Raw genomic sequence first — 25,431 nt, forward strand, 5'->3', positions numbered from 1 at the left:
CCCCCTTGAGGGGGAGGCGCCGCAGGCGCCTCGGGGGTGGTCGTCAACTGTTATCCCCGGTTACCTTGCGGTACCAGCCGCGGTGGTGCTGCTTGGCCCAGGCGCGCGTAACGGTGCCGTACAGCATGGCGCGGATGGTGCCGCGCGTCCAGATGGCCGCGTACACGTGCAGGATGAAGATGGCCAGCATGATCACGGCGATGGCCGCATGCACTACCGAGGCCAGGCGCACCATGTCCACGGGCGGTGTCCACCAGGCGCGCCACATGACCACACCGCTGACGATGAGCAGCAGCATGCACAGCACGAAGCCCCAGAAGACGAGCTTCTGGCCGCCGTTGTACTTGCCCTGCTCGGGCATGTCGTGGTCGTCGCCGTCCACCATCTTGCCGACGTTCTTCAGCCACTCCAGGTCGCGCCGCTCGATCAGGTTGAGCGCCGCGAAGCGGACGATCATGACCAGGAAGAACAGGAACATCACCACCCCAATGTAGGGGTGCAGGATGCGCGCCCAGGGGCCGCCGCCCAACAGCTGCACCAGCGGGTAGAAGGCCGGGTGGAAAAACGCCAGCCCGGACAGCGCCAGCAGGATGAAGCAGATGCCCACGATCCAGTGGTTCAGCCGCTCGGAGGCGGTGTAGCGCTGCAGGTCGCGCGGGTTGCGTCTCATGGCTGGCTCTCCTTCGCGGCCGCTTCGGCCTCACGGTCCTGGCGCTCCATCTCGTCTTCCAGGTCCTTGGAGACTTCGTTGGGGCCCTTGGCGATGAAGTGGAACAGGCTGCCCACGGCGGCCGCGCCCAGGGCCAGCATGGCCAGGGGCTTGGCGGCGCCCTTCCAGAGGCTGACCATGGGGCTGATGCGCGGCGCGTCCGGCAGGCCCTGGTACAGCGACGGCTTGTCCGCGTGGTGCAGCACGTACATGACGTGCGTGCCGCCCACGCCGACCGGGTCGTACAGGCCGGCGTTGGCGTAGCCGCGCTCCTTCAGGTCGACGATGCGTTCGGACGCGTGGTCCTTCATCGCCTGCTTGGTGCCGAACACGATGGCGCCAGTGGGGCAGGTCTTGACGCACGCCGGCTCCTGGCCCCCGGCCACGCGGTCGGAGCACAAGGTGCACTTGTAGGCCTTGTTGTCCTTCTGCGAGATGCGCGGCACGTTGAACGGGCAGCCGGTCACGCAGTAGCCGCAGCCGATGCAGTGCTCCTCGTGGAAGTCCACGATGCCGTTGGTGTACTGCACGATGGCGCCGGGCGACGGGCAGGCCTTCAGGCAGCCCGGGTCCTCGCAGTGCATGCAGCCGTCCTTGCGGATCAGCCACTCCAGGTTGCCGGTCTGCTCGTTGTCGTATTCGGTGAAGCGCATCACCGTCCACGCATTGGGCGTCAGGTCCGTGGGGTTGTCGTAGGTGCCGTGCGTGGTGCCCGGCTCCTGGCGCAGGTCGTTCCATTCCATGCATGCCGCCTGGCAGGCCTTGCAGCCGATGCACTTGGAAACGTCGATCAGCTTGGCCACGTCGCCCGAGTGCGGGCTGCGCGCCTGCGGCGCGGGCGATGTGGTGGCCGACACGCGCTGGATGTCAAGGGATTGCAGTGCCATCTCGTGACTCCTTTAAGCCTTCTCGACCTTCACGAGGAAGGTCTTGAATTCCGGCGTGTTGGTGTTGCCGTCGCCCACGAAGGGGGTCAGGATGTTGGCCAGGTAGCCTGGCTTGGTCAGACCCTTGAAGCCCCAGTGGATGGGGATGCCCACGTGGTGCACGGCCTTGCCCTCGATCTGCATGGCCTTGATGCGCTTGGTCACCACCGCCACTGCCTTGATGTGGCCGCGCTTGGAGCTGACCTTGACGCGGTCGCCCGCGACGATGCCCAGCTCCTTGGCCAGCGCCTCGCCGATCTCGACGAACTGCTCGGGCTGGGTGATGGCGTTGACCAGCGAGTGCTTGGTCCAGTAGTGGAAGTGCTCGGTCAGGCGGTAGGTCGTGCCCACGTGGGGGAAGTCCTGCGCCTTGCCAAAGGTGTCCCAGATGTTGTCGAACACCCGCGCGGCCGGCGAGGACGTGGCCTTGGGGTTGTCCGGGTACATCGGGTTGCGGCCGATGGGCGTGTCGAACGGCTCGTAGTGCGTGGGGAACGGCCCTTCGGCCAGGCCCTTGCGCGCAAAGAAGCGCGCCACGCCCTCCGGGTTCATCAGGAACGGGCCATTGCCGGTTTCGGGGGCGATGGCCGCGCCGGTGTCGGGCACGTCCGCGCCCACCCAGGCCTTGCCGTTCCATTCCACCAGCTTGCGCCGGGGGTTGAAGGGCTTGCCCTGCACGTCCGCCGAGGCGCGGTTGTAGAGCACGCGGCGGTTGGCAGGCCAGGCCCAGGCCCAGTTCAGCGTGTTGCCGATGCCGGTCGGGTCGGAGTTGTCGCGGCGCGACATCTGGTTGCCTGCCTGCGTCCAGCAGCCGGCATAGATCCAGCAGCCGCTGGCCGTGGTGCCATCGTCACGCAGCTCGGCAAAGCCGGCCACCTGCTGGCCCGCGGCGCGCAGCACCTTGGTCGGGTCCTTGGGGTCCACCAAGTCCACCAGCGCGCGGCCGTTGTATTCCTTGGCGATCTCCTCGGAGGTCGGGTGCTGGGCCTGGGCGTACTTCCAGTCCAGGTTGACGATGGGGTCGGGGAAGGCGCCGCCGTCCTTTTGGTACAGCGCCTTCAGGTGCAGGTGCAGCCCGGCCATGATGGCCACGTCCGTGCGCGCCTCGCCCGGCGGCTCGGCGGCCTTCCAGTGCCACTGCAGCACGCGCGACGAGCTAACCACCGTGCCTTCTTCCTCGGCAAAGCAGGTCGTGGGCAGGCGGAAGACCTCCGTCTGCACGCTGGCCGTGTCGATGTCGTTGAACTCGCCGTGGTTCTTCCAGAACTCGGACGTCTCGGTGGCCAGCGGGTCCATGACGACCAGGAACTTCAGCTTGGCCAGGCCGTCACGCACGCGGTGGCTGTTGGACAGCGCCGCGATCGGGTTGAAGCCCTGCGCGATGTAGCCGTTGACCTTGCCCTCGTTCATGAGCTGGAAGATCTGCAGCATGTCGTACTGCTTGTCGAGCTTGGGCAGGTAGTCGAAGGCCCAGTTGTTCTCGGCTGTGGCCGCCGCGCCGAAGAGCGACTTCATCAGGCTGACGTGGAACTTCGAGTAGTTCTGCCAGTAATTCATCTGGCCGGGACGCAGCGTCTTGGGCGTGCGCGCCTCCATGAAGGCGGCGTAGTCCTGCTCTTTTTCGTTGGGCAGGGTGAGGTAGCCCGGCATGCTGGACGACAGCAGCCCCAGGTCGGTCAGGCCCTGGATGTTGGAGTGCCCGCGCAGCGCGTTCATGCCGCCGCCGGCCACGCCGATGTTGCCGCACAGCAGCTGCACCATGGCCGCGCAGCGCAGGATCTGCGAGCCGATGGAGTGCTGCGTCCAGCCCAGCGCGTACATGATGGTCGCGGCGCGGCCCGGCACGGCGGTGGAGGCGAACTTCTCGCACACGTGCAGGAACTTGTCCTTGGGCGTGCCGCAGACGCTCTCCACCTTCTCGGGCGTGTAGCTCTCGTAGTGCTTCTTCATGAGCTGGTACACGCAGCGCGGATGCTGCAGCGTGGGGTCGGTCTTCACATAACCGTCCTCACCAAGCTCGTAGTCCCAGCTCTTCTTGTCGTAGGTGCGCTTTTGCTCGTCGTAGCCCGAGAAGATGCCGTCCACGAACTGGTAGTCATCGCGCACGATGAAGCTGAAGTCCGTGTAGTTGTGCACGTACTCGTGGTGGATCTTGTCGTTGGACAACAGGTAATTGATGATCCCGCCCAGGAAGACGATGTCGCTGCCCGAGCGGATCGGGGCATAGAAATCGGCGACCGAGGCCGAGCGGTTGAAGCGCGGGTCCACCACCATGAAGTGCGCCTTGTTGTGCGCCTTGGCTTCGGTGACCCACTTAAAACCGCACGGGTGTGCTTCGGCGGCATTGCCGCCCATGATCAAAATAACGTCCGCATTCTTGATGTCGACCCAATGGTTCGTCATCGCTCCACGGCCAAACGTCGGGGCAAGACCTGCCACCGTCGGGCCGTGTCAAACACGTGCCTGGTTGTCGAATGCGAGGATGCCCCAGGAGCGGGCAACCTTATAGGTCATGTAGCCGGCCTCGTTGCTGGAGGCCGAGGCCGCCAGCATGCCGGTGGTCAGCCAGCGGTTGACGGTCAGCCCGTCATCCGTCTTGGCCTGGAAGTTGGCGTCGCGGTCGTCCTTGAGCAGCTTGGCGATGCGGTTCAGCGCATCGTCCCAGGACAGGCGCTTCCACTCGTTGCTGCCCGGCGCGCGGTACTCGGGGTACAGCAGCCGGTTGGGGCTGTTGATGAAGTCCAGCAGACCGGCGCCCTTGGGGCACAGCGTGCCGCGGTTGACCGGGTGGTCCGGGTCGCCTTCGACGTGGATGACCGAGCTCCTGACGTTCTTGCCGCCGTCGCCCAGCGAATACATGAGCAGGCCGCAGCCAACGGAGCAATAAGTGCAGGTCTGGCGGGTGACCGTGGCGGCGGCCAGTTTGTACTGGCGTACCTCGGCAAGCGCGGTCGCGGGCGAAAAGCCCATGGCGACCAGGCTGGAGCCCACCAGGCCTGCCCCGCTCACGCGGAAGAAGTGCCGGCGGTTCATGTCCATGATGGAACCTCCTGTCGTGGGGAAATCTGTCGTGTTGTCGTGCCATCTTCCCCGCTAACGGCGCAAAGCCGGTGCGGGTTAGCACTTAGTCCTGGGAGCGAGGGGGCGGCGGGCTTGCCCTGCATCAACCATCATAGTGCCGTGGTCTATTTCCCAGTGGGGCGCTGGGGCGGCCGCAGGCGGCCCCGCAGGGCGGTGGCGGCGGCTGGTATCGTGCGGACCATGTCCGCGATCGAGTTTCTTGCCGCAGCGCCCGTGCCGCCCGCTGCCGCCACCGCCGCCGCGCTGCACCCCCTGCTGGCACAGCAGTGGCGTGCCGGCGGCGCCGCCGTGCAGGCGGTGGAGGTGGCCGCCGAGGTGCCGATCGCGCTGGTCTTCAACGGCATCTCGCACGCCGTGATGATGGCCACGCCGCTGGACGTGGCGGAGTTCGCGGTGGGCTTTGCGCTCAGCGAAGGCGTGGTGGAGCAGGCGCACGAGTGCCGCGACGTGCAGGTGCACACGCACGCCGAGGGCACGCCGGAGGAAAGCCGCGCCGTGCACATCGAGATCCCGCCGCGCCACTTCATGCGCCTGAAGGAGCGCCGCCGCGCCCTGGTGGGGCGCACCGGCTGCGGCGTCTGCGGCATCGACAGCCTGCAGGCGCTAGACCTGCGGCCCGAGCCCGTGCCCGCCCCGGCCTGGCGCGACGCGCTGGATGCGCAGACCGTGCTGCGTCCCTTCGGCGACCTGCCCGGGCGCCAGCCGCTCAACGCCCGTGCCGGCTCGCTGCATGCCGCCGGCTGGGCCACGCCCCAGGGCGAGCTGACCGAGGTGCTGGAAGACGTGGGCCGGCACAACGCGCTGGACAAGCTGTTTGGCCGCCTGGCGTTGACCGGGCGCCTGGGCGAGCCGGGCTTCGTCGTCATGACCAGCCGCACCAGCTACGAACTGGTGCGCAAGTGCGCGCGCCTGGGCGTGCCGGCCTTTGCCACCATCTCCGCGCCCACCACGCTGGCGCTGCAGCTGGCGCGCGAGTCCGGCATGCACCTGTGGGGCCTGTGCCGCCCGCCCACGGCGCTGCGCTATGTATGAAGCGCCCCGGGGCCCGTCGCGGCGGCCCGGGCCCGGCGCGCAGCGCCGCGCATGACTATTATTTTCATAGCAGCTTGCGCTTGACTGGCAAGCGCTGGAGGTCGAAAACACCATGAAACCCTCCTCCCTCACCCTGGCCTGGCGCGCGCTGTGGCGCGACCTGCGCGCGGGCGAGCTGCGCCTGCTGATGGTGGCCGTCACGCTGGCCGTGGCGGCGTTGACCTCCGTGGGCTTCTTCGCCGACCGGCTGCAGGGCGGCCTGGCGCGCGACGCGCTGCAGCTGCTGGGCGGCGACGTGGTCGTGGCCAGCGACAACCCCACGCCGCCGGCCTTCGCCGAGCAGGCCCGGGCGCTGGGCCTGGCCAGTGCCACCACGCTGAGCTTTCCAACCATGGCCCGCGCCAGCGACGCTCAGGGCGGCGCCAGCCGGCTGGTGGCCCTGAAAAGCGTGGAGCCCGGCTACCCGCTACGCGGACGGTTGCAGGTGGCGCCCGCCGCCGGGGCGCCCGGCCAGCCCACCCGGGAGATTCCCGCGCCCGGCCAGGCCTGGGTGGACGGCCCGCTGCTGGCCGCCCTGGGCCTGCAGGTGGGCGACGCGCTGCTGCTGGGCGATGCGCGCCTGGCGATCGCCCGCGTCATCACGCTGGAGCCCGACCGCGGCGCCGGCTTCATGGCCTTTGCGCCGCGCGTCATGGTCAACGCGCAGGACCTGCCGGCTACCGGCCTGGTGCAGCCGGCCAGCCGCATCACCTGGCGCTTCGCCGTGGCCGGCGAGCCGCGCGCCGCGCGGCGCTACGCCGACTGGGCCGCGCAGGAGGCGGCGAAGGAGGGCGTGCGCGGCGTGCGCGTGGAGTCCATCGACAGCGGCCAGCCCGAGATGCGCCAGACGCTGGAGCGGGCGCAGAAATTCCTCAACCTGGTGGCCCTGCTGGCGGCGCTGCTGTCGGCCGTGGCGGTGGCGCTGGCGGCGCGCGCCTTCGCCGCCCGGCACCTGGACAGCGCCGCGCTGTTGCGCGTGCTGGGCCTGCCCCAGCGCAGCATCGCCCTGGCCTATGCGCTGGAGTTCCTGGCCGTGGGCCTGGCCGCCAGCACTGTGGGCGTGGCCCTGGGCTTTGCCGTGCACCACGTCTTCGTGCAGCTGCTGGCCGGCCTGGTGGCGGCCGACCTGCCCGCCGCCACCGCCTGGCCGGCGGCCGTGGGCCTGGGCGTGGGCCTGGCGCTGATGCTGGCCTTCGGCCTGCCGCCGCTGCTGCAGCTGGCGCAGGTACCGCCGCTGCGCGTGCTGCGCCGCGACCTGGCCGGGCCGCGCCCCGCGTCCCTGGCCGTGCTGGCGGCGGGGCTGGCCGGTTTCGGCCTGCTGCTGCTGGCCGTGGCCCGCGACGTGAAACTGGGCGCCATCGCCCTGGGCGGCTTTGCCGGCGCCGTGCTGCTGTTCGCGCTGCTGGCCTGGGTGGCCGTGCGGCTGCTGGCGCGCCTGGTGCCCGAGGCCACGGCGCCGCGCTGGCTGGTGCTGGCCACGCGCCAAATCGCCGCCCGCCCGGCCTATGCCGTGGTGCAGGTCAGCAGCCTGGCCGTGGGGCTGCTGGCCCTGGTGCTGCTGGTGCTGCTGCGCACCGACCTGATCGCCAGCTGGCAGCGCGCCACGCCGGCGCAGGCGCCCGACCGCTTCGTCATCAACATCCTGCCCGAGCAGGCGCAGGATTTTCGCGCCCGCCTGGCCGCCGCCGGCGTGGCCGACTACGACTGGTACCCCATGTTCCGCGGCCGCCTGGTGGCCATCAACGGGCGCGAGGTGCACCTGGCGGATTACCAGGATGAGCGCGCCCGCCGCCTGGTGGACCGCGAGTTCAACCTCTCGCACAGCGCCCAGGCGCCGACGCACAACCGCATCAGCGCCGGCCGCTGGACGCCGGACGAAGCGGGCGCCATCAGCGTGGAGGAGGGCATCGCCCAGACCCTGGGCCTGCGGCTGGGCGACGTGCTGCGCTTTGACATCGGCGGCGTGGCCAGTGAGGCGCGCATCACCAGCCTGCGCCATGTGGACTGGGGCTCCATGCGCGCCAACTTCTTCGTCATGTATCCGCTGGCCGCGATGCCCGATGTGCCGCTGACCTACCTGGCGGCCTTCCGCGCGCCGCAGGATGCGCAGTTCGACAACAGCCTGGTGCACGACTTCCCCAACATCACCAGCGTGGACATGGGCGCCACGCTGGCGCAGGTGCAGGGCGTGCTGGCGCAGGTCATCCGCGCGGTGGAATTTCTCTTCGTCTTCACGCTGGCGGCCGGGCTGGTGGTGCTGTTCGCCGCCGTCACCGCCACGCGCGAGGAGCGCGCGCGCGAGTTCGCCATCATGCGCGCCCTGGGCGCCCAGGGCCGGCTGCTGCGCCAGGTGCAGCGCGCCGAGCTGGCCGGCGTGGGCCTGCTGGCCGGCCTGCTGGCCAGCAGCGTGGCCGTGGCCATGGCCTGGCTGCTGGCGCGCTACGTGTTCGACTTCGCCTGGGGCGCGCCGCTGTGGGTGCCGGCCGCGGGTGCACTGGCCGGCGCGCTGCTGGCCCTGGCCGCGGGCTGGTGGGGCCTGCGCGAGGTGCTGCGCCGGCCGGTGGTGCAGACGCTGCGCCAGGCGGCCTCTTGAAACTCACTTATTGATAGCTGTCAGCGCTTGTTTGGCGCGGTTTTGAACCACTTTTCATTCATATTTTTACCATGACCGAATCGCCTGCCATCCCGTGGACACCCGACTGGTCCCAGGCGCCCGAGGGCTGGGACTGGCTGGCCCGGGACGCCGACGGCAAGTGGTACTGGTACCGCACCGAGCCGCAGCTGGGCTGGGCCGGCGGCGTCTGGCGCTCCAACTCGCGCAACCAGCAGTACGCCGGCCAGGGCGTGCCGGACGACGAGGGTTGGGCCGATTCCCTGCAAACGCGGCCTTCCTACAATCCGCCGCCATGACGGACCCGGCAGCCCCACCCACCACCCCCTTTGAATGGATAGGCGGCGAGACCGCCGTGCGCACGCTGGTGGACCGCTTCTACGACCTGATGGACCTGGAGCCCGGCTACGCCGAGCTGCGCGCCGCGCACGGCAGCACGCTGGCCGATGCGCGCGACAAGCTGTTTTGGTTCCTGTGCGGCTGGCTGGGCGGGCCCGACCATTACCAGAGCCGCTTCGGCCACCCGCGCTTGCGCGCGCGCCACATGCCGTTTTCCATCGGCATCCTGGAGCGGGACCAGTGGGTCGCCTGCATGGACCAGGCCATGGGCGAGGTGGGTGTGCCCGACGACCTGCGCGCGCGCCTGAACGAGAGCTTCATGGGCACGGCCGACTGGATGCGCAACCGCGGCGGTTGAAATAGCTATTGATTCAATAGCTATTGGCGCTTGTGGCAAGCGCGGTGAAGACGGATGCGACATGCGGACCCGCGGCGTCACATGCCTGTCAAACCCGCCCCACAGACTCTGGCGTTTTATCCACCACCAGGGTCTTCCATGCAGGACACTTTCTTGCGCGGCCAGGCATTTGCCGCGCGCCTTGCCGTTGTTTTCCCCCGTCGCCATGCGCTGGGCGCGCTGGCCTGTGCCGCGCTGCTGGCCGCCTGCGGCGGCAACGACGACGATGGCGACAGCTCCGCCGCCACGCCCGCCACGGCCACGCTGGCCGTGCTGGAAACCACCGATCTGCACTTCAACGTGCGCAGCTTCGACTACTTCAAGCTGGCTGAGGACAAGACCTATGGCTTCGAGCGTACGGCCACGCTGGTGCGCGCCGCGCGCAAGGAGTTCGCCAACACCCTGCTGGTGGACAACGGCGACACCATCCAGGGCACGGCCCTGGCCGACTACGAAGCCACGGTCAGCCCCATCCCCTGCACGCAGCAGCTGTCCATGTACAAGGCCATGGGCGCTTTAGGCTTTGACGCGGGCACGCTGGGCAACCATGAGTTCAACTACGGCCTGCCGTTCCTGAACCAGGTGCTGGGCGGCGGCCTGGAGGTGGACGGCGTGGACGCCACCAAGAAATGTGCGGGCAACGGCTATCCCGCCGTGCTGGCCAACGTGTACAGCAGCAAGACCAAGAAGCCCCTGGTGCAGCCCTACACGGTGCTGGAGCGCACGCTGGTGGCCAAGTCCAGCGACGGCAAGGAGGTCCAGCTGCCCATCAAGATCGGCGTGATCGGGTTCACCACGCCGGGCATCATGAACTGGGACAAGCGCTTCCTGGAGGGCAAGGTCTACACCGAAGGCGCCGTGGAGGCCGCGCAGAAGTACGTGCCCGAGCTGCGTGCCAAGGGTGCCCAGCTGGTCGTCGCGCTGCTGCACGGCGGCCTGGACGCCAGCAGCTACTCGCCCACCATGGAGAACCCGGGCCTGCACCTGTCCAAGGTGCCGGGCATCGACGCCATGGTCATGGGCCACCAGCACAGCGTGTTCCCGGACCTGTCGGCCCAGCCCGCCTTCACGCAGGCTGGCGTGGACAACAAGGCCGGCACCATCAATGGCGTGCCTGCCGTGATGGCCAGCTCCTGGGGCAAGGCGTTGGGCGTGATCCAGCTTGCGCTGAAGTGGGACGGCAAGGCCTGGAGCGTGGACAAGGCGGCCAGCAAGAGCGAGCTGCGCAACATCCAGACCAAGGACGCCGCAGGCGCCAACGTATTCGTGGCCGCCGACCCCGCCGTGGCACCGCTGATCGAGAGCCAGCACCAGGCCGCCATCAACTACGTAAAGACGCCGATCGGCAACACCGACTTCCGCATGAGCACGCTGTTTGCCGACGTGGGCGACCCCGGCGCGATCCAGATCGTGAACCAGGCGCAGCAGGCCTACGTGGCGGCCTACATCCAGGCCAACCTGCCGCAGTACGCGCAGCTGCCCGTGCTGTCGGTGAGCGCGCCGTTCAAGTCGGGCTTCCAGGGCGGCAAGGACTTCACCGACGTCGCGGCCGGCCCGCTGGCCATCTACAACGCGGCCGACCTGTACCTCTACCCCAACACCGTGTACGCGGTGAAGGTGAACGGCGCCGACATCAAGGACTGGCTGGAGGCCGCCGCCAAGCGCTTCAACCAGATCGACCCCGCCAAAGCCGGCGAGCAGGCGCTCATCAGCACCTTCCCCGGCTACAACTTCGACATGTTCACCACCGCGGACGTGCAGTACGAGATCGACGTGACGCAGCCCGTGGGCAGCCGCATCAAGGGCCTGACCTACAAGGGCCAGCCCATCGATCCGGCGCAGGAGTTCGTGATTGCCACCAACAACTACCGCGCCACCAGCGGCAAGAGCTTCATCCCGAAGCTGGACGGTTCGGCCACCATCTGGGCCTCGCCGGATGCCAACCGTGATGTGGTCATCGAGTACGTCCGCAAGAACCCGCAGGTCACGCGCGTGGCCAACGGAGCGGCCAAGAGCTGGCGCTTCACCCAGGTGACGACCGCGGGCGACGTGGTGTTCAGCTCCGGCGCGGACGCGCTGCCCGTGGCCCAGGCCGCGGGGCTGGCCGGCGTGTCGCTGCTCGCGGCCGATGACGGCTCGGGCAAGGGCATGGCCAAGTACAAGATCGACCTGTCCAAGTAAGCGCGGCGTCCCCCCGCATGGGGGCTGGCCCACGGTGGTGCACGCCCCGTGGGTCTTTTGCTTCTAAAACAATAGCTGCTGGCGCTTGATGGGTAAGCGCTGAAGGCTGTTTTGGCTTGAAGTGCTGGTCGTCAGCCGCCCGGCCTGCGCCGCCCGGGCTGCAGCAGCACCACCAGTGCGCCCGCGCCGCCGTCCAGCGGCCGCGCCTGCACGAAGGCCAGCACCTCTTTCTTTTGCACCAGCCAGCGTTGCACCCGGCCCTTGAGCACCGGTGTGCGGCCCGGCGACCCCAACCCCTTGCCATGCACCACGCGCACGCAGCGCAGGCCCGTGCGGTGCGCCAGCCGGATGAACTCGCCCAGCGCCTCGCGCGCCTCGTCGGTGCGCAGGCCGTGCAGGTCGAGCTGGCGCTGGATGCTCCAGGCACCCGAGCGCAGCTTGCGCGTCACGTCCAGCCCCACGCCGGGACGGCGAAAGCTCAGCTGGTCGTCCACGTCCAGCAGCGTGGTCACGTCGAACTCGTCGCTGAGCGACTCGCGCAGCACGCGCTCCTCGTCCAGCTGGCGCTGTACGGGCAGGGGTTCGGGTGGCTCGGGCACGTGCCACAGGCGCGCGTCCTGGCCCTTGAGCGGGCGCACCGCGCCCACGCTGGCGGCGAACAGGTTGCGCTCGGCCTGCAGGCGGCGCTCGTGCTCGCGCCGCTCCCGCTCGCGCGCGGCCTGCTGCGCGGCGGCCTCGGCCAGGGCGCGGCGCAGCGGCTGGAGGTCGGCCAGGCTGTGGACAGTGAGGCGGGCGGCGGCGTTCATGGGCTGGCTTCGGTTGTACCGCAGGGGGCATTCCCGCCGCCTGGCGGGCGGTACTCGGCGGCGATGAACTGGGTCGCCTGCGCCGGGTTGAAGTTGTCATCGCTCACCAACACCAGCACGCAGGCGCCGCCGGCCAGCGGCGCGCCCCACGTCATGCCTTCCAGGTTGTCCACCGCCAGGCCCAAGGCGGCGAAGTCGGCCACCAGCGTCTTGGGCGTGGGCGTGTGGTTGCCCGGGCGCAGGCCGGGCAGGACCAGGGTGTCGCTGCCGCGGCGTGTGTCGATGCGGTACAGCCGCGCAGCAAAGCCGCTGCCGGCGGCGTAGGCGCGCTCGAGCACCAGCAGGTGGTGCGCGTCCTCGGACAGGATCTCGCTCACGCCGTTCAGCTCCGGCCCGAAGGGCAGGCGGCGCGGGCGTGGGGCGGCGTCCGGCTGGTAGGCGATCTGGCGCAGCGGCCGGCCGCTTTCCAGCTCGATGGCGGTGATGCGCACCGGCGCGCCGGCGCTGGCGTGCCGGGCGGCGGGGCCGTCCTGGCGCCAGGGCAGCTCCATGGCCAGCCAGGCGGTGGCGCCGCCGGGCGACAGCGCCAGGCCTTCCAGCGTGCCGTTGCGGCGCGGGCCGCTGCCGTGTGGCGCGGGCTGGAAGGACGCGGGCAGGGCCCAGGTGCGCGCGTGCGTGCCGTCGGCATGGGCGGCGCGCAGCTGCGGGCCGAAGCCGCGGGCGAAGTCGCCTTCGCTGGTCCAGAGGAACTGCGCGCCGCCGGGCAGCCAGCGCACGGCTTCGCCATCGGGCACGTCCATGCCGGGCTGCGGGGCGCGGGCGCCGGCGAAGGGCTGGCCGCTGGCGTGGCGCAGCAGGCGCACGCCGGTGATGCGCGGCGGCGCCAGACCGGCCGGGCCCAGGGCCAGCCGCGCGGTGTAGACGCGGGCCGGGGCATGGGCGGAACGGTCGTCGCTGATGAGCAGGAACTCGCCCGACGCCGGGTCGCTATCGATGCCGGAAATTCCGCCAAACAGGCTGCCGCCCCATTCGGAGCCGGGCGCGATGGCGGCCGTGCCCAGGATGCGCAGCGAGGGCGCACCGGGCGCTGCAGCAGGCTGGGGCGGCAGCGGCGAGCACGCGACCAGCAGCAGCGCCGCTGCCGCCGCCAACGCCAGGCGCGGCGGCGTCACATCAGGCCCTGCTCGGCCATGGACAGCGAGGCCCCGGGCGCAACGATGACGTGGTCCAGCACGCGCACGTCCACCAGCGCCAGCGCGCTCTTGAGGGTCTGCGTCAGCGCCTCGTCGGCGCGGCTGGGCCGCACGCTGCCGCTGGGGTGGTTGTGCGCCAGGATGACGGCCGAGGCCTGGTGGTGCAGGGCGCGCAGCACCACCTCGCGCGGGTACACGCTGGTCTGCGTGAGCGTGCCCCTGAAGAGCTCCTCCATGGCGATCAGCCGGTGCTGGCTGTCCAGCAGCAGCACGGCGAACACCTCGTGGCTGCGCGCGGCCAGGTGCAACTGCAGGTAGTCGCGCACGGCCTGGGGCGAGTCGAACACGGCGCGCTCGGCCAGCTGCTCGGCCAGGGCGCGGCGCGCCAGCTCCAGCACCGCCATCAGCTCGGCCCGTTTGGCCGGGCCCAGGCCCTTGATGCGTGACAGCTGCGCGGCGTCGGCGTGCAGCAGGCCGGCGATGCCGCCAAAGCCGCCCTGCGCGGGCGGCGACAGCAGCTCCTGCGCCAGCTGCAGCACGCCCTTGCCGGCGAGGCCGGTGCGCAGCACGATGGCCAGCAGTTCGGCGTCCGACAGGGCGGCGGGGCCGCGCGCGAGCAGTTTCTCGCGCGGCTGGGCGTCAGGCGGAAGGTCCTTGAGCGGCATGGGGTTGTGGGTGGGTTCCTACAATGGCGGGCAGTTTATCCAGCGCTCTTCGGCGCATTTTTTCCATGACTGCATCCCTTGAGAGCACGCCCGTCGTGCAGCCCGGCTCCTTCCTCACGCTGCACTACCGCCTGGCCGGCCCCGCGGGCGACGTGATCAACACCTTCGAGGACAAGCCGGCCACGCTGTCCGTGGGCACGGGCGAGCTGTCGCCCGCGCTGGAGCAGCGCCTGATCGGCCTGCCCGAGGGTGCGCGCACCACCTTCGAGCTGGCCTCCGGCGAGGCCTTCGGCGAGCGCAACCCCGACATGCAGCAATGGGTGGCCAAGAAGCTGCTGGACGAGCTGGGCGACCCGCACGAGGAGTACACCCTGGGCGACGTGGTGCAGTTCCCCACGCCCGACGGCCAGGGCCAGTACGCCGGCGTGGTGCTGGAGGTGCGCGGCGACGGCGCCGTGCGCTTTGACTTCAGCCACCCGCTGGCGGGCGTGCCCGTCACTTTTGAAGTCCAGATCATCGGAGTCTTGTGAGCCATGCAGGACCCGCGTGAAATCCTGCTGGCCGAGCCGCGCGGCTTTTGCGCCGGCGTGGACCGTGCCATCGAGATCGTCGAGCGCGCGCTGGCCAAGTTCGGCGCGCCCATCTACGTGCGCCACGAGATCGTGCACAACACCTACGTGGTGAACGACCTGAAGGCCAAGGGCGCGATCTTCATCGAGGACCTGGCCGAGGTGCCGCCCGGCGCCACGCTGGTGTTCTCGGCCCACGGCGTCAGCCGCGCCGTGCAGGACGAGGCGCGTGCCCGCGGCTTTTCCATCTTCGACGCCACCTGCCCGCTGGTGACCAAGGTGCACGTCGAGGTGGCCAAGCTGGCCCGGGAGGGCTACGAGTTCATCATGATCGGCCACAAGGGCCACCCCGAGGTCGAGGGCACCATGGGGCAGCTGGACAGCGGCATCCACCTGGTGGAGGACGTGGCCGACGTGGCGCTCGTACAGCCTTCGCAGACCGACAAGCTGGCCGTGGTGACGCAGACCACCTTGAGCGTGGACGACGCGGCCGAGATCACCGCCGCCGTGCGGGCGCGCTTTCCCAGCATCCGCGAGCCCAAGCAGCAGGACATCTGCTACGCCACGCAAAACCGTCAGGATGCGGTCAAGCTGCTGAGCCCGCAGGTGGATGTGGTCATCGTGGTTGGCAGCCCCACCAGCTCCAACAGCAACCGCCTGCGCGAGCTGGCCGCGCGCCTGGGCCGGCCAGCCTACATGGTGGACAGCGAGCAGGAGCTGCGCCATGAGTGGTTCGACGGCGCGGCGCGCGTGGGCCTGACGGCTGGCGCCTCGGCGCCCGAGGTGCTGGTGCAGGCGGTGATTGCCCGCATCAAGGAGCTGGGTGCCGTGGCGGTGCGCAAGATGGATGGCATCGAGGAGACGGTGAAGTTTCCGCTGCCCAAGGGCCTGAAGCTGGACACGCCGCCCGTGGCCCAGGACTGACAGCCAGTGGCATCACTGCACCTTTGATAGCTGCCCGCGCTTGATCGGCGCGGGTTTACTGCCCATTCGGCATGTAAACCGACAGCGGCGCACGGCGTGGGCGCAGGGACCGGGCGACAAGTCCTTGCACAATGCAGGACTTCATACAATCTGCGCCCCGCCACACCATGGGAGCACGACGGGCTCCCCGACTATGGAAATCGCCATACTTTTCGCCCTCATCGTGCTCAACGGCTTGTTTGCCATGTCCGAGCTGGCGCTGGTCTCCGCGCGCCGCGCCCGGCTGCAAAAGCTGATCGACGAGGGCGACAGCGGCGCCATTGCCGCAGCCAAGCTGGGCGAGGACCCGACACGCTTCCTGTCCACCATCCAGATCGGCATCACCTCCATCGGCGTGCTCAACGGCATCGTCGGGGAGGCCGCGCTGGCCAAGCCGCTGGGCGACTGGCTGATCGGCCTGGGGGTGGACGCCACCACCGCCGGCTACACCGCCACCGGCCTGGTGGTGGTTCTGATCACCTACTTCTCCATCGTCGTGGGCGAACTGGTGCCCAAGCGCCTGGGACAGAGCTATCCCGAGACCCTGGCGCGCCTGGTGGCGCGGCCCATCAACTGGCTGGCCATCGCCACCAAGCCCTTCGTACGGCTGCTGTCGGCCTCCACCCAGGGCCTGCTGAGCCTGCTGGGCGTGAAGGAAAGCGCCAGCACCGTGACGGAGGCCGAGATCCACGCCGTGCTGGCCGAGGGCACGAGCGCCGGCGTGATCGAGACGCACGAGCACATGATGGTGCGCAACGTGTTCCGCCTGGACGAGCGCCAGATCGGCTCGCTGATGGTGCCGCGTGCCGACGTGGTGTTCCTGGACGTGGCCGCGCCGTTCGAGGACAACCTGGCGCGCATCGAGGCATCCGACCACGCCCGCTTCCCCGTGGTGCGCGGCGGCATGGAGAACATCCTGGGCGTGCTCAACGCCCGCCAGTGGCTGTCGCGCACGCTGCGCGAGCCGGCCGCGCGCGACCTGGCGAATGTGCCGCTGCAGACGGCGCTGTACGTGCCCGAGACCATCAACGGCATGGAGCTGCTGGACAACTTCCGCCTGTCGGATGTGCAGATGGCCTTCGTCATCGACGAGTACGGTGAGGTGCAGGGCATCGTCACGCTGCAGGACCTGGTGGAGGCCATTACCGGCGAATTCAGCTCGGTGGACCCGGAGGACGCCTGGGCCGTGCTGCGCGAGGACGGCAGCTGGCTGCTGGACGGCCACATCCCCGTGCCCGAGCTGAAGGACCGCCTGCAGCTCGACTCCGTGCCCGACGAGGAACGGGGTCGCTACCACACGCTCAGCGGCATGGTCATGCTGCTGACCGGCAAGCTGCCCAATGTGACCGACACGGTGCAGTGGGAGGACTGGCAGTTCGAGGTGGTGGACATGGACGGCAAGACCATCGACAAGGTGCTGGCCACCCGCCTGCCGGCCGTGCAGGTGAGCGCCGATCCTGCTGCGGAGATCTAAGAACGTGCTCACGCTCTCCGCGCGGGTGTGCGGTCGCGACCTCGGGCGCCCTGCAGCGAAAGCAAATCCTCGCGATAGCACGCGCTATCGCTGCGGTTTGCGCCTCGCAGTCCATCCCGATTCGCATCCCGCACCCCTCCGCGCCGAGAGCGTGAACACGTTCTAAGCCAAATCGGCCTCCAGCGCTTATGGCGCAAGCGCTGACAGCTATTGAATCAATAGCAACCTAGCTCCACAGGTCCAGCGGCGGATCGGCCGCCACGGCGCGCAGGATGTCGGTGCGCGAGATGAAGCCGGCCAGCCGCCCGCCCTCGTCCGTCACCGGCAGGCCGGGCAGGCCGGTGTCCAGCAGCACGCCGGCCACGCGGCGCAGCTCGGTGTCGCCCGTCACGGTGGGCACGGGGCTGACCATCACCTCGCTCACCGGGCGGCGCGCCAGGGCAATGGCGTCCTTGATGGCGCCCGGCTCGGGCAGCAGGTCCAGCGGCGCCATGTCGGCGCGCAGCAGCAGGCCCACCACGGCACCGTGGGCGTTGACCACTGGCGCCTGGGCGATGCGGTGCTGCGCCAGGGTCAGCCAGGCATCGTTGACGCGCACGTCCGGCGCCACGCTCAGCGAGCCCTCGGTCATCACGTCGCGCACGCGCGTCAGCGGCTGGCGCGGCTCGGTGGGGCCTTGCACGGTCTGCACGTAGGCCGATACGGCGTCCAGCACCCGCAGCGGCATGGAGGGCTGCGCCGGGGCCGGCGCGGGCGCGGGGGGCTTTTCTTGAGCCTGCACGTCCGCCGGACGGGTGCGCAGGGCCTGCGGGCGCTGCACCCGCCGCACGGGCGCGACCTGCGACAGCTGCTCCGGCCCGCCGCGGTACATCTGCCCCGAAGGGCCGAACACGAAAAACATCGCCTGACTCCTTCGCCTGCTTGGATCCACCGATGGTATCGGCAGCGGCGGGCACGGCTGAAGGGTGCGGGCGGCATCCTAAAATCGCGGGCTATGCTCGATATCCTCCTCCTTCGCAAAGACCTGCCCGCAGCCGTGGCCCGGCTGGAAACCCGCAAGAGCCCCCAGCCCTTCCTGAACGTGGAGGCCTTCCAGAGCCTGGAGGGTGAGCGCAAGTCCATCCAGACCCGCACCGAGGAGCTGCAGGCCCAGCGCAACCAGCTGTCCAAGCAGATCGGCGCGCTGATGGGCAAGGGCGAGAAGGACGCGGCCGAGGCCGCCAAGGCCCAGGTGGCGGCCTTGAAGGACGAGCTGGACGGATCGGCCGCACGGCTGGAGCAGATCCAAGTCGAGCTGCAGGCCATGCTGACTGCCGTGCCCAATCTGCCGCACGAGAGCGTGCCCGTGGGTGCGGACGAATCGGCCAACGTCGAGGTGCGCCGCTGGGGCCAGCCGCGCGAGTACGGCTTTCCCGTGCGCGACCATGTGGACCTGGGCGAGCCGCTGGGCCTGGACTTCGATATGGGCGTGAAGCTGTCGGGCTCGCGCTTCACCGTCATGAAGGGGCATATCGCCCGTCTGCACCGCGCCCTGGCGCAGTTCATGCTGGATGTGCAGACGCTGGAACACGGCTACACCGAGTGCTACGTGCCCTACATCGTCAATGCCGAGTCGCTCAAGGGCACGGGCCAGCTGCCCAAGTTCGAGGGCGACCTGTTCGCCGCCAAGAAGGGCGGGCAGGAGGGCGAGCCTGTGCCGGACGACGCGGCCCTGTACCTGATCCCCACCAGCGAGGTGCCGCTGACCAACATGGTGCGCGGCCAGGTGCTGACCGAAGCCGAGCTGCCGCTGCGGCTGACGGCGCACACGCCGTGCTTTCGCTCCGAGGCCGGCAGCTACGGCCGCGACACGCGCGGCATGATCCGCCAGCACCAGTTCGACAAGGTGGAGATGGTGCAGATCGTGCATCCGCAGCAGAGCTACCAGGCGTTGGAGGAGATGGTCGGCCACGCCGAGGCGGTGCTGCAAAGGCTGGGCCTGCCCTACCGGGTGATGAGCCTGTCCACCGGCGACATGGGCTTTGGCGCCGCCAAGACCTACGACCTGGAGGTGTGGCTGCCCGCCCAGGGCACCTACCGCGAGATCAGTTCGGTCAGCAACTGCGAGGCCTTTCAGGCCCGCCGCATGCAGGCGCGCTTCAAGAATGCCCAGGGCAAGAACGAGCTGGTACACACACTGAACGGCTCGGGCCTGGCTGTGGGCCGCACGCTGGTGGCGGTGCTGGAGAACTACCAGAACGAAGACGGCAGCGTCACCGTTCCCGAGGTGCTGCGGCCCTACCTGGGTGGGCTGGCGGTGCTGACGCCCTGAGCGGCGCGCAGCCAGGTGGGCAGCTCCACACAGACCGCCTGGCTGTCCACAATGGTTTTCTGTACCGAAAACCGGAGAGATTCGTATGAAGCGACGGGCCGTTTTCTCGCTGCTGGCTGTCACTGGCCTCTCCGCGTGCGTTAGTGGGGGCCGTGGGCGGGGTGATTCCCGCCCCATCGTCATCGCCCATCGGGGCGCCAGCGGCTATCTGCCCGAGCACACCCTGGGCGGCTATGAGCTGGCCATGCGCATGGGCGCGGACTACATCGAGCCCGACCTGCAGCTGACCCGCGACGGAGTGCTGGTGGCCATGCACGACGAGACGCTGGGGCGCACCACCGATGCGGCAACGCTGTTCGCCCCGCGCAACGGGGGCTACAAGGTGGCCGATTTCACGCTGGCGGAGATCAAGACGCTGACGGTGAAGCCCACGGGCACGGGCAAGACCAGCTACCCCGGCTTCACGCCCAGCGCGGCCAACCCCTGGAGCATTCCCACCTTCGACGAGGTGATCCGCCTGGTGCAGTCCTCGCCATCGCTGGTCGGCCGCGAGGTGGGCATCTACCCGGAAGCCAAGCAGGCAGATCCGGCGATGGAAGACGCCATCCTGCAATCGCTGGCGCAAAGCGGCTATGACGCCCACAGCAAGGTGTTCATCCAGTCCTTCAGCGACGAGACACTGCGCAGCATGCATGCCAAGGAGCAGGCCCGGGGCAAACCCCTGCCGCACTTCCTGCTGGGGGCCGCCGTCATGGGCGACGATGGCGTGGCGCGCCTGGGAATAGGCACCCGGGGGCCCGAGCCGCGACTACTGACCTTCCAGGACGTGGCCAGCTTCGCCCAGGGCGTGGGAGTCTCCATCCACTACCGCGCCTATCCGGTCACCAAGCCCTACATCGACCAGGCCCGCGCTGCCGGACTGAAGGTGCACGGCTGGACCTTTGCGCAGGCCGAAGCCGACGCGGCTGCCGCGCAGTACCGCCGCTATCTGGACCTGGGCATGGACGGCATGTTTTCCAACTACGCAGACCTGGCCGTCAAGGCTCGCGACCAGTACGTCCGCGGGCGCTAGATCGACCGGGCGGCGCCCGGCCCGCCCGCTCTGGCAGGCCAGAAACTGCTGCTACAATCGCCGGCTTCGACACACAGGAGAGGTGGCAGAGTGGTCGAATGTACCTGACTCGAAATCAGGCGTACGTGCAAGCGTACCGTGGGTTCGAATCCCACCCTCTCCGCCACGAACGACGCCCGGTAGCCCGCAAGCTACCGGGCGTTTTTTCTGGATGCGCGGCCTGGGCAAGCCACTGCATCGGTTGGGATTTTGCTCCTGAATTGATAGCTTTTAGCGCTTGTTGGTAAAGCGCTGCAGGCATATTTCATTTAAATCCTGTGACAGTCCACCCCAGATGCGCACGCCTGCGATGGGTCTGGCAATACGAGGCGGCATCTTGTTACCCGCTAGCGTGGGGCGCCTACCGTCGTGTCGGACGGGGATTACCGGATGGCCTGGGGCTGCGGCGCAAATTCAAGGCCGCACGTTGGAATTCGCCAGCATGCTTCTTTGTTTGGAAATCCATAGGAGATCGCAATGCCCAACAACAATCCCCAAGGCCACAACCAGTACTCGAACAGCAACAGCGGCCAGAGCAACCAAAGCAACCAGGGTGGTAACCAAGGCGGCCACAACCAGTCCAACAACAGCAACCAGTCCAACAGCAACCGGGGCTTTGCTTCGATGGACCGTGATCGCCAGCGTGAGATCGCTGCCGAGGGTGGCCGTGCCGCGCACGCTTCGGGCAATGCCCACGAGTTCAACTCGCAGGAAGCACGTGAGGCAGGTGCCAAGAGCCACGGTGGCCAGGGCTCCTCTTCGCAGGGCTCGGACAACAGCCGCGGCTCGTCCAACAGCAACCAATCCAACAACTCCAACTCCAACTCCGGCAACACCCGCGGCGGCTCCATCGAGCAGCACGCACGCGCCGGTGCACAGAGCCACAAGAACGACCGCTAAGCGATCATGCTTGTAAAGCAGCCGAAGGTCCCTCAGGGACCTTCGGCTTTTTCATGCGTTCAGCGATTGCGTCAGGCGCCGTCGCCCGCGTTGCCCGTGATGGGCAGGACGATGCCGGTGATGTAGCTGGAGCAGCTGGGTGCCGCCAGGAAGACGTAGGCCGGGGCGATCTCTTCCGGCTGGGCGGGCCGGCCCATCTGCGTGCTGGCGCCGAATTCCACGATGTCTTCCGGCGGCTGGTCGGCGGGGTTCAGCGGAGTCCACACGGGGCCGGGCGCCACGGCGTTCACCCGGATGCCCCTGTCCACCACGTTCTGCGCCAGGGCCTTGGTGAAAGCGTGAATGGCTCCCTTGGTGGCCGAGTAGTCCAGCAGCTTCTTGCTGCCGCGCAGCCCGGTAACCGAGCCGGTATTGACGATGGCGTCGCCCCGCTGCAGGTGTGGCAGCGCGGCTCGGGCCATGTGGAAGTAGCCATAAATGTTGGTGCGGAAGGTTTCGTCGAAACGCTCTTCGCTCAGCTCCTCCAGCGACGCTGCGTGTTCCTGGAAGGCGGCGTTGTTCACCAGCACGTTGAGCTTGCCGAAAGCCTTGAGAGTGGCCTGCACGGCACTGGCGCAGAACTTCGCGTCCTTCACATCGCCGGCAATGGCCAGGCTGCGTCCGCCCTCGGCTTCGATCAGCTTGCAGGTGTCCCGGGCGTCTTCGTGTTCATCGAGATAGGCGATCGCCACATCCGCTCCCTCGCGGGCGAACAGCACGGCAACGGCTCGGCCTATGCCCGAGTCGCCTCCAGTGATGAGCGCCGCCATCCCCTTGAGCTTGCCGCTGCCCTGGTAGTGCGGTGCCTGAAAGCGCGGCTGCAACTCCATGTCGCGCTGCACGCCCGGCTTGTCCAGGTGCTGGCGTGGCATGGGCGGTGCGGGCTCGCTGCGGCCCGGTCCTGGGGCGGGCTGGGCCTTCTCGTCCTTGTCTGCTTTGCCCGCCTGGGCAGTTTTTCTGTCTTGCTGCTGCTGCAGCTTGCGCTGCTTGTCGGCAGCGTCGGAACTGGAGGAGGATTTCATGGGTCGGTCTCTTTCAGGACAATGGAAGAAAGAAGCGGGATGCGCCGGCTGACTAGCCCAGCGGCTTCCACAGGGGTGGCTCGGGCTGGGGAAACTGCAGGGGCCGGCGCTGATTAGCCTGCATGGCTTCCTGCTGGCGCAGGCGCTTGAGCGCCCTGGGTTTCAATGGCTTGTCATTGCTGCGCTGATAGGCATTCATCATGGTCAAACTCCCGCTAAGGTGTAGTGGCATTCGACCAGCCGCTCCCCGTGCACCGTGTCGGACGCGCTCGATTGATGGAGGCGGTGCAATGGAAGCTTGAAATCGGGCCGGGTGGCCAGGAACTGTGATTGGCAACCCTGGAACCCTGCAGCTACAGCCATGCCTTGGACAGCGTTGGCAAATGGAATGTGTTGCTCCCCGTGGCCTGTGTTGCAAGACGCATCAGGCTGAAAATTCATGACAACCCAGGAGAAAAAGAAAATGAGCCCTTTTGACAATCTGCGCAGCAAGGCTATCGCCTGGTGTCGTGATTTCGAACAATACAAGGAGGAATGCCGGATTTTCGGCGAGCGGCTACGTATTGAATACATAAGCTACCTGGGCGCCAAATCCACCGATGTGGAGTTTTACAAAATGGATGAGCGCCTGGAGCGGCTGGCATCTGAAGGCACCACGCTTTCGCCGCGCCTGCAGGTGGGCGACGACGGCTATGTTTACTTTGGCCTCACGATTTTCATTCGTGAAGGTTGCCATTGCCTGGAGGAGCACGCCCGCATTGGCGTGCAGCGTGCCCAGGGAAAATGGCGCGTGCGCTGGAATCAAATGGAAAGCGGCAGCACCAACGACAAGGTGCCTCAGGCGTTTTTTGACAAGGTCACGGCCGCCATGCTGGAGAAGTACTCCACCCCGTTCTACAAAATTCGCGGGCAGCTCGGATTCATTCCCACCTTTAGCAACGACCACCTGGTACTGGTCCCCGCCGGTGAGGTGCTGGCGGCGGGTGAGGAAAAGCAGTCACAGACGGGCACCAGCGGGGCAGCCTGAACACGCCGGCCGTCCGGATGTGAGCGCCTGCTCAGGATGCAGTTGGGGCTGTCTGTGGCAGGCCGCTTTGGAGCAGGGGCGCCTCCGTGGCCACGGCATTGAGGCTGCCGTCGCCGCCGATGCGGAAGTGCGCCGAAGGGCAGTTGATGAACTGGAGAATGGCGCTGAAGCAGTCCGCCGGTAAGGTCAGCGTCCCCAGCGCAATGGATTCGTACAGCTCAAAGCTGGGAGGCGGTAGATCGCTTTCCTTGGAAAAACCTATCCTCAGCGCCGTGCGCAGCGCTCCTGCGCGCGAACCCAGCAGTTCAATGAATCCCACGGCCTGGGGGACGCTGTAATTGTCTTCCGTGAACGTGTGCAGGCCGGACAGCGCAACAGCCCTGATGCTCTTGACCTTGATGGTCACGTAGTTGTCCCAGTCATGGCTGAAGTCTTGCGCTTTCATGACCGTTTTTGCCCAGGGGCGGGTAGAGCTGGGGGAGGTCATTCTTGGTTCCGTCATGGATTGGTTATCCCGAGAAGATAAAAAGAGAGTTCAAGACTGGAGCTTGTCCGGGCTTGGGACAGGATTTTCTGGATAGGGCCGGGGAAAGGAAGGTTTTATTTCCCCAGGGTCTTCCGGAATGCTCGCTGGAGCGGGTTGTTGGGTTCTTCCATCCTCTTCTTGATAAGGATTGGAGGGCTGGGGTGGCAGGGAAGGGATATTCATCTTCGGATATACTTGAAAAGATATTGATACAAGTATTTCAATAAATGGCGTATTGAAAAAAATGGAAGCTTTTTACGCTATGGCTTTCAATTATCAGCACCTCCCTTGGAGGGGCGATAAAGCCAATGCCTGCCCGCATGTAGGAAAACACCTTTAGATGTTGCTTGCTGAAAAGTGGACGCCTACAGCAGGGGTCGAATAACTGGTGGCAGGATGACGCGCGTGTCAGTTAAAGCCTACGTAAGTCACGTAGTGCGGCTTCGAATATGAGTGGCCGCGAGGGGAATTCGCCCCACGCGCCGATGATTTTCGAAGCAGCTTTTTTGGGAGATTGCAATGGCTCAACGTGATTACGGTGACGACAACAACCAAGCCCGCCAGGGGCGCAGCTATGACGACGAGCGCTACGGCTATCGCAACGAAGGCTCCGGCCGGGGGCAGGGTGGTGGCGACATGCGTTCACACGGCTCTTCCGACCAGTCCCAACACTATGGTGGTGGTCAGGGCTATGGCGGCCAGGGTGGCTACGGCGGGCATGAGCGCCAAGGCCAGCAGGGCGGCGGTTACGGCACCAGCCAGTACGGCGGCTATGGCGGTGGCCAATACGGCGGCAGCCAGTACGGTGGTTTCGGGGGTGGTCAGCACAACGACTACCGAGGCGACAACCAATATGGGGGCCAGCGCGGCGGCTACGGTGGCGGTCAGGGCGGCTACGGCGGCCAGGGCGGCTACGGCGGTCAAGGCGGTGGCTACGGCGGCCAGGGCGGCTACGGCGGTCAAGGCGGTGGCTACGGTGGCCAGGGCGGCTACGGCGGTCAAGGCGGTGGCTACGGTGGCCAAGGCGGCTATGGCGACCAAGGAAGCTATGGCGGCCAGAGCGGCCAATACAGCGGCAGCTATGGCGGCGGCCAGCGCGGCGGCACCTACGGCCCCGGCGGTCAAGGTGGCTACGGTCGCAGCCATGCCGAGCAGTCGGGCGGCTTCTACGGCGACTCCAGCCGCTTCAGCGAAGGGGGTAGCCAGCAGCGCTCGCGCCACCATGACGATCCCGAGTACCAGCAGTGGCGCAGCGAGCAGCTGCGCAACCTGGACAACGACTACGAGAGCTGGCGCGGTGAGCGCTACAAGAAGTTCTCGGAGGATTTCAACAACTGGCGCAGCTCGCGCAGCCAGAGCGACAACAACACCACGGGACACGGCACCAGCAGTGCCCATGGCAATGACAAGAGCGGCTCGGGCAGCACCGGCAGCTCGGGCGGTTCTGGTAGCACCGGCTCCAGCAGCTCTGGCAGCCACGACAGCAGCGGCAGCAGCAAGTCCCGCTGAT

General features: G+C 67.8%; 23 protein-coding genes and 1 tRNA gene. 14 read left to right on the plus strand and 10 right to left on the minus strand.

Annotation, left to right across the window (positions count from 1 at the left end; translation table 11 throughout):
- Positions 1 to 43: 43 nt before the first annotated feature.
- Genes RT282_RS15995 through fdnG form a run of 3 tightly spaced genes read right to left on the minus strand, consistent with a single transcriptional unit; the run spans position 44 to position 4,674 of the window.
- Complete coding sequence (locus RT282_RS15995; RefSeq protein ID WP_312304714.1) at positions 44 to 670, minus strand: formate dehydrogenase subunit gamma; 627 nt, start codon at positions 668 to 670, stop codon at positions 44 to 46.
- Entirely contained in the window at positions 667 to 1,596 is a 930-nt protein-coding gene (gene fdxH / locus RT282_RS16000) for a formate dehydrogenase subunit beta (RefSeq protein WP_313315890.1), read from the minus strand. Before fdxH ends, RT282_RS15995 begins: the two co-directional genes overlap by 4 nt.
- Before the next feature lie 12 nt (positions 1,597 to 1,608).
- Positions 1,609 to 4,674: a formate dehydrogenase-N subunit alpha gene (fdnG, locus tag RT282_RS16005; RefSeq protein ID WP_313315892.1), complete on the minus strand. Its 3,066-nt coding sequence runs from the start codon at positions 4,672 to 4,674 to the stop codon at positions 1,609 to 1,611.
- 222 nt (positions 4,675 to 4,896) lie between these two features.
- Here fdnG and fdhD point away from each other — a divergent pair, with 222 nt between their 5' ends.
- From fdhD to RT282_RS16030, 5 genes are all read left to right on the plus strand, one after another.
- Positions 4,897 to 5,748, plus strand: a complete 852-nt coding sequence (gene fdhD / locus RT282_RS16010; protein ID WP_313315894.1) for a formate dehydrogenase accessory sulfurtransferase FdhD — start codon at positions 4,897 to 4,899, stop codon at positions 5,746 to 5,748.
- Positions 5,749 to 5,860: 112 nt separating this feature from the next.
- Positions 5,861 to 8,380, plus strand: a complete 2,520-nt coding sequence (locus RT282_RS16015; protein WP_313315896.1) for an ABC transporter permease — start codon at positions 5,861 to 5,863, stop codon at positions 8,378 to 8,380.
- 71 nt (positions 8,381 to 8,451) lie between these two features.
- Positions 8,452 to 8,697 carry a hypothetical protein gene (locus tag RT282_RS16020; protein ID WP_312304707.1) on the plus strand — a complete coding sequence of 82 codons (246 nt, stop codon included), beginning with the start codon at positions 8,452 to 8,454 and terminating at the stop codon, positions 8,695 to 8,697.
- The gene (locus RT282_RS16025; RefSeq protein WP_312304705.1) at positions 8,694 to 9,095 is read left to right on the plus strand and encodes a group II truncated hemoglobin; all 402 of its coding nucleotides are present in this window, start codon (positions 8,694 to 8,696) and stop codon (positions 9,093 to 9,095) included. Before RT282_RS16020 ends, RT282_RS16025 begins: the two co-directional genes overlap by 4 nt.
- Before the next feature lie 138 nt (positions 9,096 to 9,233).
- On the plus strand, positions 9,234 to 11,315 hold the full coding sequence (locus tag RT282_RS16030; RefSeq protein ID WP_313315899.1) for a bifunctional 2',3'-cyclic-nucleotide 2'-phosphodiesterase/3'-nucleotidase: 2,082 nt from the start codon (positions 9,234 to 9,236) through the stop codon (positions 11,313 to 11,315).
- 131 nt (positions 11,316 to 11,446) lie between these two features.
- Here the strand turns inward: RT282_RS16030 and RT282_RS16035 are convergent, their stop codons facing one another.
- Genes RT282_RS16035 through radC form a run of 3 tightly spaced genes read right to left on the minus strand, consistent with a single transcriptional unit; the run spans position 11,447 to position 13,979 of the window.
- Positions 11,447 to 12,121, minus strand: a complete 675-nt coding sequence (locus RT282_RS16035) for a Smr/MutS family protein (RefSeq protein ID WP_313080695.1) — start codon at positions 12,119 to 12,121, stop codon at positions 11,447 to 11,449.
- Entirely contained in the window at positions 12,118 to 13,293 is a 1,176-nt protein-coding gene (locus RT282_RS16040; protein WP_313315901.1) for an esterase-like activity of phytase family protein, read from the minus strand. Before RT282_RS16040 ends, RT282_RS16035 begins: the two co-directional genes overlap by 4 nt.
- The gene (gene radC / locus RT282_RS16045) at positions 13,290 to 13,979 is read right to left on the minus strand and encodes a RadC family protein (RefSeq protein ID WP_313080689.1); all 690 of its coding nucleotides are present in this window, start codon (positions 13,977 to 13,979) and stop codon (positions 13,290 to 13,292) included. The genes RT282_RS16040 and radC overlap by 4 nt, the downstream gene beginning before the upstream one ends.
- Before the next feature lie 65 nt (positions 13,980 to 14,044).
- Between radC and RT282_RS16050 the strand changes: the two genes are divergently transcribed.
- From RT282_RS16050 to RT282_RS16060, 3 genes are all read left to right on the plus strand, one after another.
- Complete coding sequence (locus tag RT282_RS16050) at positions 14,045 to 14,509, plus strand: FKBP-type peptidyl-prolyl cis-trans isomerase (protein ID WP_312304691.1); 465 nt, start codon at positions 14,045 to 14,047, stop codon at positions 14,507 to 14,509.
- A gap of 3 nt (positions 14,510 to 14,512) precedes the next feature.
- Positions 14,513 to 15,472: a 4-hydroxy-3-methylbut-2-enyl diphosphate reductase gene (ispH, locus tag RT282_RS16055; protein WP_313315904.1), complete on the plus strand. Its 960-nt coding sequence runs from the start codon at positions 14,513 to 14,515 to the stop codon at positions 15,470 to 15,472.
- A 193-nt stretch (positions 15,473 to 15,665) separates the two neighbouring features.
- On the plus strand, positions 15,666 to 16,985 hold the full coding sequence (locus tag RT282_RS16060) for a hemolysin family protein (RefSeq protein ID WP_312304688.1): 1,320 nt from the start codon (positions 15,666 to 15,668) through the stop codon (positions 16,983 to 16,985).
- 226 nt (positions 16,986 to 17,211) lie between these two features.
- Here RT282_RS16060 and RT282_RS16065 read toward each other — a convergent pair whose 3' ends face one another.
- Positions 17,212 to 17,886 (minus strand): CBS domain-containing protein, encoded by a 675-nt coding sequence (locus RT282_RS16065; protein WP_313315907.1) that lies wholly within the window; start codon positions 17,884 to 17,886, stop codon positions 17,212 to 17,214.
- Positions 17,887 to 17,979: 93 nt separating this feature from the next.
- Here RT282_RS16065 and serS point away from each other — a divergent pair, with 93 nt between their 5' ends.
- The 4 genes from serS to RT282_RS16085 all read left to right on the plus strand — a co-directional run bounded on the left by serS (position 17,980) and on the right by RT282_RS16085 (position 21,307).
- The gene (serS, locus tag RT282_RS16070; RefSeq protein ID WP_313315909.1) at positions 17,980 to 19,296 is read left to right on the plus strand and encodes a serine--tRNA ligase; all 1,317 of its coding nucleotides are present in this window, start codon (positions 17,980 to 17,982) and stop codon (positions 19,294 to 19,296) included.
- Positions 19,297 to 19,381: 85 nt separating this feature from the next.
- The gene (locus RT282_RS16075; protein WP_313315911.1) at positions 19,382 to 20,368 is read left to right on the plus strand and encodes a glycerophosphodiester phosphodiesterase family protein; all 987 of its coding nucleotides are present in this window, start codon (positions 19,382 to 19,384) and stop codon (positions 20,366 to 20,368) included.
- A 76-nt stretch (positions 20,369 to 20,444) separates the two neighbouring features.
- Positions 20,445 to 20,534 (plus strand) — tRNA-Ser (locus RT282_RS16080).
- A gap of 350 nt (positions 20,535 to 20,884) precedes the next feature.
- Positions 20,885 to 21,307, plus strand: coding sequence for a KGG domain-containing protein (locus RT282_RS16085; protein ID WP_313315913.1), 423 nt, complete (start codon positions 20,885 to 20,887; stop codon positions 21,305 to 21,307).
- Positions 21,308 to 21,378: 71 nt separating this feature from the next.
- On the opposite strand, the gene RT282_RS16090 is transcribed toward RT282_RS16085, so the two are convergent.
- Together RT282_RS16090 and RT282_RS16095 are read right to left on the minus strand one after the other, a co-directional pair.
- Positions 21,379 to 22,368 (minus strand): SDR family oxidoreductase, encoded by a 990-nt coding sequence (locus RT282_RS16090; RefSeq protein ID WP_313315915.1) that lies wholly within the window; start codon positions 22,366 to 22,368, stop codon positions 21,379 to 21,381.
- A gap of 52 nt (positions 22,369 to 22,420) precedes the next feature.
- Positions 22,421 to 22,570, minus strand: a complete 150-nt coding sequence (locus tag RT282_RS16095; protein WP_312304675.1) for a hypothetical protein — start codon at positions 22,568 to 22,570, stop codon at positions 22,421 to 22,423.
- Positions 22,571 to 22,807: 237 nt separating this feature from the next.
- On the opposite strand from RT282_RS16095, the gene RT282_RS16100 reads away from it, so the two are divergent.
- Positions 22,808 to 23,395, plus strand: a complete 588-nt coding sequence (locus RT282_RS16100; protein ID WP_313315918.1) for a hypothetical protein — start codon at positions 22,808 to 22,810, stop codon at positions 23,393 to 23,395.
- A gap of 31 nt (positions 23,396 to 23,426) precedes the next feature.
- Here the strand turns inward: RT282_RS16100 and RT282_RS16105 are convergent, their stop codons facing one another.
- Positions 23,427 to 23,882, minus strand: a complete 456-nt coding sequence (locus RT282_RS16105; RefSeq protein WP_313080665.1) for a hypothetical protein — start codon at positions 23,880 to 23,882, stop codon at positions 23,427 to 23,429.
- A 558-nt stretch (positions 23,883 to 24,440) separates the two neighbouring features.
- Here RT282_RS16105 and RT282_RS16110 point away from each other — a divergent pair.
- Positions 24,441 to 25,430, plus strand: a complete 990-nt coding sequence (locus RT282_RS16110; protein ID WP_313315920.1) for a hypothetical protein — start codon at positions 24,441 to 24,443, stop codon at positions 25,428 to 25,430.
- The last annotated feature ends 1 nt before the right edge of the window (position 25,431 follow it).

The organism is Pulveribacter sp. (assembly GCF_032079985.1).
Classification (GTDB): Bacteria; Pseudomonadota; Gammaproteobacteria; order Burkholderiales; family Burkholderiaceae_C; genus Melaminivora.

Excerpts from the sequence above, each read along its gene's own strand:
- fdhD (WP_313315894.1), top strand. The coding sequence starts at position 4,897 with ATGTCCGCGATCGAGTTTCTTGCCGCAGCGCCCGTGCCGCCCGCTGCC.
- RT282_RS16025 (WP_312304705.1), top strand. The coding sequence starts at position 8,694 with ATGACGGACCCGGCAGCCCCACCCACCACCCCCTTTGAATGGATAGGC.
- RT282_RS16035 (WP_313080695.1), bottom strand. The coding sequence starts at position 12,121 with ATGAACGCCGCCGCCCGCCTCACTGTCCACAGCCTGGCCGACCTCCAG.
- RT282_RS16030 (WP_313315899.1), top strand. The coding sequence starts at position 9,234 with ATGCAGGACACTTTCTTGCGCGGCCAGGCATTTGCCGCGCGCCTTGCC.
- serS (WP_313315909.1), top strand. The coding sequence starts at position 17,980 with ATGCTCGATATCCTCCTCCTTCGCAAAGACCTGCCCGCAGCCGTGGCC.
- RT282_RS16090 (WP_313315915.1), bottom strand. The coding sequence starts at position 22,368 with ATGAAATCCTCCTCCAGTTCCGACGCTGCCGACAAGCAGCGCAAGCTG.
- RT282_RS16065 (WP_313315907.1), bottom strand. The coding sequence starts at position 17,886 with ATGTTTTTCGTGTTCGGCCCTTCGGGGCAGATGTACCGCGGCGGGCCG.
- fdxH (WP_313315890.1), bottom strand. The coding sequence starts at position 1,596 with ATGGCACTGCAATCCCTTGACATCCAGCGCGTGTCGGCCACCACATCG.
- RT282_RS16015 (WP_313315896.1), top strand. The coding sequence starts at position 5,861 with ATGAAACCCTCCTCCCTCACCCTGGCCTGGCGCGCGCTGTGGCGCGAC.
- RT282_RS16095 (WP_312304675.1), bottom strand. The coding sequence starts at position 22,570 with ATGATGAATGCCTATCAGCGCAGCAATGACAAGCCATTGAAACCCAGG.
- RT282_RS16085 (WP_313315913.1), top strand. The coding sequence starts at position 20,885 with ATGCCCAACAACAATCCCCAAGGCCACAACCAGTACTCGAACAGCAAC.
- RT282_RS15995 (WP_312304714.1), bottom strand. The coding sequence starts at position 670 with ATGAGACGCAACCCGCGCGACCTGCAGCGCTACACCGCCTCCGAGCGG.
- RT282_RS16050 (WP_312304691.1), top strand. The coding sequence starts at position 14,045 with ATGACTGCATCCCTTGAGAGCACGCCCGTCGTGCAGCCCGGCTCCTTC.
- radC (WP_313080689.1), bottom strand. The coding sequence starts at position 13,979 with ATGCCGCTCAAGGACCTTCCGCCTGACGCCCAGCCGCGCGAGAAACTG.
- RT282_RS16105 (WP_313080665.1), bottom strand. The coding sequence starts at position 23,882 with ATGACCTCCCCCAGCTCTACCCGCCCCTGGGCAAAAACGGTCATGAAA.
- RT282_RS16075 (WP_313315911.1), top strand. The coding sequence starts at position 19,382 with ATGAAGCGACGGGCCGTTTTCTCGCTGCTGGCTGTCACTGGCCTCTCC.
- RT282_RS16020 (WP_312304707.1), top strand. The coding sequence starts at position 8,452 with ATGACCGAATCGCCTGCCATCCCGTGGACACCCGACTGGTCCCAGGCG.
- RT282_RS16110 (WP_313315920.1), top strand. The coding sequence starts at position 24,441 with ATGGCTCAACGTGATTACGGTGACGACAACAACCAAGCCCGCCAGGGG.
- ispH (WP_313315904.1), top strand. The coding sequence starts at position 14,513 with ATGCAGGACCCGCGTGAAATCCTGCTGGCCGAGCCGCGCGGCTTTTGC.
- RT282_RS16060 (WP_312304688.1), top strand. The coding sequence starts at position 15,666 with ATGGAAATCGCCATACTTTTCGCCCTCATCGTGCTCAACGGCTTGTTT.
- RT282_RS16100 (WP_313315918.1), top strand. The coding sequence starts at position 22,808 with ATGACAACCCAGGAGAAAAAGAAAATGAGCCCTTTTGACAATCTGCGC.